Source organism: Mesorhizobium sp. M7A.F.Ca.ET.027.03.2.1, from assembly GCF_003999175.1.
GTDB lineage: Bacteria > Pseudomonadota > Alphaproteobacteria > Rhizobiales > Rhizobiaceae > Mesorhizobium.
The window spans coordinates 1-4982 of record NZ_RZOM01000407.1 but is presented as its reverse complement, the minus strand read 5'-3'; the positions used below and the strand labels follow the sequence as shown (position 1 = coordinate 4982).

General features: G+C 64.4%; 4 protein-coding genes. 1 reads left to right on the top strand and 3 read right to left on the bottom strand.

Annotation, left to right across the window (positions count from 1 at the left end; genetic code table 11):
- The 3 genes from EN750_RS18285 to EN750_RS18275 all read right to left on the bottom strand — a co-directional run.
- A partial coding sequence (locus EN750_RS18285; RefSeq protein ID WP_127397249.1) for an aldehyde dehydrogenase family protein occupies nt 1-946 on the bottom strand: 946 nt, incomplete at its 3' end.
- Nucleotides 947-1018: 72 nt separating this feature from the next.
- Nucleotides 1019-2068 (bottom strand): deoxyribose-phosphate aldolase, encoded by a 1050-nt coding sequence (deoC, locus tag EN750_RS18280; RefSeq protein WP_127380899.1) that lies wholly within the window; start codon nt 2066-2068, stop codon nt 1019-1021.
- A 153-nt stretch (nt 2069-2221) separates the two neighbouring features.
- Nucleotides 2222-3049, bottom strand: a complete 828-nt coding sequence (locus EN750_RS18275) for a ferredoxin--NADP reductase (protein ID WP_127397248.1) — start codon at nt 3047-3049, stop codon at nt 2222-2224.
- A 221-nt stretch (nt 3050-3270) separates the two neighbouring features.
- Here EN750_RS18275 and EN750_RS18270 point away from each other — a divergent pair.
- A partial coding sequence (locus EN750_RS18270) for a hydantoinase/oxoprolinase family protein (RefSeq protein ID WP_145967754.1) occupies nt 3271-4982 on the top strand: 1712 nt, incomplete at its 3' end.

Below are 4982 nucleotides of genomic sequence, written 5' to 3'. Positions count from 1 at the left end.
GGGCGTCGGCGATGCCTTCCTGCACCAAAAGCCGCGAACCGGCGCAGCAGACCTGGCCCTGGTTGAACCAGATGCCATCGACCAGGCCTTCGACGGCGCTGTCGAGATCGGCATCCTCGAAGACGATGAAGGCCGACTTGCCGCCAAGTTCCAGCGACAGTTTCTTGCCCGAGCCGGCGGTGGCTTTCCGGATGATCTTGCCGACTTCGGAAGAACCGGTGAAGGCGATCTTCTGGATGCCGGGATGGTTGACGATGGCGACGCCGGCCTCAGGGCCGCCCTGGACGATGTTGACGACGCTTTTCGGCACGCCGGCGCGTTCGCAAATCTCGGCAAACAGGATAGCGGTCAGCGGCGTGAACTCGGCCGGCTTCAGCACCACGGTGCAGCCGGCGGCGAGCGCCGGCGCGATCTTCCAGGCCAGCATCAGCAGCGGAAAGTTCCACGGGATGATCTGGCCGACCACGCCGACACCCCTGTGGCCGGCGAAATCCTTGTCCAGCGCCTGCGCCCAACCGGCATGGTGGATGAAATGGCGGATCGCCAGCGGCACGTCGATGTCGCGGCTTTCACGGATCGGCTTGCCATTGTCGATTGTCTCAAGCACCGCGAACAGGCGCTGGTGACGCTGCATGGCGCGGCCGATGGCATAAAGCACCTTGGCGCGCTGATAACCCGAGGCTGCCGACCACTTCGGCAGCGCCTTGGTGGCCGCCGCAACCGCCGCATCGATGTCGACGGTGTTGGCGTCGGATACGTTGGCCAGCAGCTTGCCGGAAGACGGCTCGCTGGTTTCGAAGGTCTTGCCGCCGGACGCGGCTTTCCAGTCGCCGCCGATGAACAGCGCCCTGCCGAAATCGCGCGCGGCAAGCCAGGCGTCGGCCTCGTTGCGGGCTTCCGGCGCCGGGCCGTATTCCATGGCGTGGTAGCGGTCGAGAATGTTCATTGGGCGCCTCCTTCACCCCTCCAACTTGTGGGAGGGTCGATCGGCTTGCCGATCGGGGTGGGGGTAAATCTCTCAAGCCATCGCGTGGCGATGATTGGCCGAATAGTGTCCGGTCAGATGGTGCTCGAGCTGGCGCTCGATGTCGGTCAAGAGGCTCGACGCACCGAAGCGGAACAGGTCCGGCTCCAGCCATGGCCGGCCGAGCTCTTCCTTCATCAGCACCAGCCAGTCGAGCGAGGCCTTGGCCGTGGATATGCCGCCGGCCGGCTTGAAGCCGATGAGATAGCCGGTTTCCTCGAAATAGGCCCTGATGGCGCGCACCATGGCGAGGCCGACGGGCAGCGTCGCGTTGACGCTTTCCTTGCCGGTCGAGGTCTTGATGAAATCGGCGCCCGCCATCATCGCCACCATCGAGGCCAGCATGACGTTGCGCAGCGTTGCGAGGTCGCCGGTGCCGAGGATGACCTTCAGATGCGCGTCACCGCAAGCGGCGCGCATCGAGACGATCTCGTTGTAAAGCTCCCGCCACTTGGCCCCGAACACCAGGCCGCGCGGGATGACGACGTCGATCTCGTCGGCGCCGTCGCGGACCGAGGCCTCGATCTCCTGCAGGCGGGTCGACAGCGGCGTAAGGCCATGCGGGAAGGCGGTGGAAACGGCGGCGACATGGATGCCGGTGCCGCGCACCGCATCGACGGCGGTGGCAACGAAGGGATGGTAGACGCAGACGGCGGCCGGGCGGATGGTTTCACCCGATATGCCGAGGCCCTCGACGATGTCGCGGCGGAACGGATTGATCGCCTTGGCGCAGAGCCGGCGCACGCGCTCCTCGGTGTCGTTGGAATTCAGCGTCGTCAAATCCATGCAGGCGACGGCGCGCAGCAGCCAGGCCGCCTGGTTGTCGGCCTTTATAGAGCGCCGCTTGGTCAAGCTGGCGACGCGCCGTTCCAGCGCCGAGCGGTTGACGCTGCGCACCGATTCCATGAAGCCGAGATCGAGCTTCATGCCGGGATTGCGCGCAATGCGATGGTCCGGTGGAACGGCTGTGTTGGCGGCGGCACGCGCCGGCAGCGGCGTCACCTTGGACGAGCCAACATCGGCTTCGCGGATTGTGCTGCTCATCTCCTGCCCTTTCATTCAGCGACGTGTGCCGAAGATAGCCCGTGAAGTCGTACTTCACGAGTCCTGCAGACGGTGATATCCGAAAAAGGCGGCGAAAGCAGCAGTTTTTGACCGTGTGGTCAAAAACGCAGACTTCGAGATGTCAGGTGCGGCTCAGCCGACGAAAGCGCGCTCGACCACGAAAGTCGCCGGGTGGCTCAGCGAACCTTCCTCGAAGCCGAGGCTTTCGGCCAGTTCCTTGACGTCCTTCAGCATATGCATCGAGCCGCAGATCATGATCCGGTCGGTTTCCGGGTTGAGCTTGTCGATGCCGAGATCGCTGTAGAACTTGCCGGAGCCGATCAGCGCGGTGATGCGGCCCATGCGTGCCGATTCCTCGCGGGTCGTCGAATTGTAGAGCGTGACGCGCCCGGTGGTCAGCTCGCCGATCAGCGGGTCGCTTTCCAGCGCCGCGACCAGTTCCTGGCCATAGGTCAGCTCGGCATTGTCGCGGCAGGTATGGGTCAGGATCAGCTGATTGAATTTCTCGTAGGTGTCGGGGTCGCGCAGCAGGCTGGCGAAAGGCGCGATGCCGGTGCCGGTCGAGATCATGAACAGCCGCTTGGCCGGCGTCAACGCGTCGACCACCAGCGTGCCGGTCGACTTCTGGCGCATGATGATCGTGTCGCCGACCTGGATCTTCTGCAGCTCGGAGGTCAGCGGACCATCCGGCACCTTGATCGAGAAGAATTCCAGCTCTTCGTCCCAGGCCGGGCTCGCCACCGAATAGGCGCGGTACACCGGCTTCTCGGCATTGGGCAGGCCGATCATGACGAACTCGCCGGAGCGGAAGCGCAGCGACTGCGGACGGGTGATGCGGAACGAGAACAGCCGATCGGTATAGTGCTTCACCGAGACGACGGTCTCGGCATAGACGTTGGCCGGTATAGGGAACTGCAGCGGTCGGGCGCCGACGGTGTTGAGAGCGGATGTGGTGTTCATCAAATCCAACCTTCTGGCCCAGCTTACGGACGCGGGCGCCAAACTTTCACCTGCGCGCCCGGATCATTCGGGTCCCGGCGTGCTGTTCGCACACTGCAAAGCGGCAAGCTCTTGTGTCCGGAATTTATTAGTATACAAACGATATTTGCGTCAAGATGCTCCCTTAAAACAGCTTTCCAAACTGGCGCATATCCGTAGTCCGCGCATTTCGGGTTTCGACGATGGAAGAGAATATTTCGGCGCAAGCGCGCAATTCCCGGGGAAATGTCGTCGCCGGTATCGATGTCGGCGGCACCTTCACCGACCTGCTCCTGATCGACGGAAGCGACGGCGGCCGGGTGTATCTGGCCAAGACGCCGACCACGGTGGACAACCAGGCTTTCGGTGTGGTTTCGGCACTCGGCGCCACCGGATTTCCGATCGGCGGCATCGACCTCATCGTGCATGGCACGACCACCACCACCAATGCGGTGCTGGAACGCCGGCTGGCGAAAACCGGCATGATCACCACGCGCGGTTTTCGCGACGTGATCGAACTGGGCCGGCGCACGCGGCCGCAGGCCTATGGCATGACCGGCAGCTTCGTCCCGATCATTCCTCGCAATCTCAGGCTCGAAGTCTCGGAGCGCGTCGAAGCGTCGGGCGCGGTGCGCACGCCGCTCGACGAGACCGAGATACGCGACGCCGTGCAGACGCTGATCGCGGCCGGTTGCGAATCCCTCGTCATCCATTTCCTGCATTCCTACGCCAACCCGGCACATGAGCGGCGCGCCGTCGAAATCGCCGCCGAACTCTGGCCGAACGGCTACATCACGGCAGGCCATGCGCTGCTGTCGGAAGCGCGCGAATTCGAACGCGGCGTGACCGCTTCGGTCAACGCCTCCGTGCAGCCGATCCTCGAGCGCTACGTCGAGCGGCTGCGCAAGGAATTGGGCGCGAAAGGCTATGCCCGCGACTTCCTGATCATGAACGGCAATGGCGGCATGATCTCGGCCCGCTTCGTCACACGTGAATCGGCCAAGACGGTCATGTCCGGCCCGGCCTCCGGCGTCATCGCCGCCGCCTACACGGGAAAACGCGCCGGCTTCGAAAACCTCGTCACCTATGACATGGGCGGCACCTCGACCGACGTGGCGCTGATCCGCAATGCCGAGCCGGCAGTCTCGAACGAGATCGAGATCGAATATGCGATGCCGATCCATGTGCCGATGGTGGCGGTGCACACGGTCGGCGCCGGCGGCGGCTCGATCGCCCGCGTCGATGCGGCCGGCCTGATCCAGATCGGTCCGGAAAGTGCCGGCGCCAATCCCGGCCCGATCTGCTACGGACGCGGCGGTCTCGAGCCGACCATCACCGACGCCAATCTGGTGCTCGGCCGGCTGGCGCCGAAGAAGCTGCTGGCGGTCCAAAATCCCGTCACATCAGAGCGCGTCACCGGCATTTTCGAAGACAAGATAGGCAAGGCGACCGGCCTGTCCGGCGTCGAGGCGGCGGGCGCGGTGCTGCGGCTCGGCAACATGAAGATGGCGGGCGCCATCCGCATGGTCTCGGTATCGCGCGGCCATGACCCTCGTGATTTCGCGCTGTTCGCCTTTGGCGGCGCCGGCCCGCTGCACGCAACGGCCCTGGCGCGCGAACTCGGCCTGCCCAAGGTGCTGGTACCGGCGCGTCCGGGCATCACCAACGCACTCGGCTGCGTCGTCGCTGACCTGCGCCATGATTTCGTCAACACCGTCAACCAGCCGGTGGCGGTGCTCGACGAAACACAGCTTCGCACCGTATTGGAACGGCACCGGAACGAAGGCGAAGAGCTGATCGGCAAGGAAGCGGTGAAGCCGGAGACGATCCGCGTCACGCACTCCGCCGACATGCAGTTCGTCGGCCAGACCCACATCATCAACGTGCCGCTGCCGTCCTCATCGGTGACGCGGGC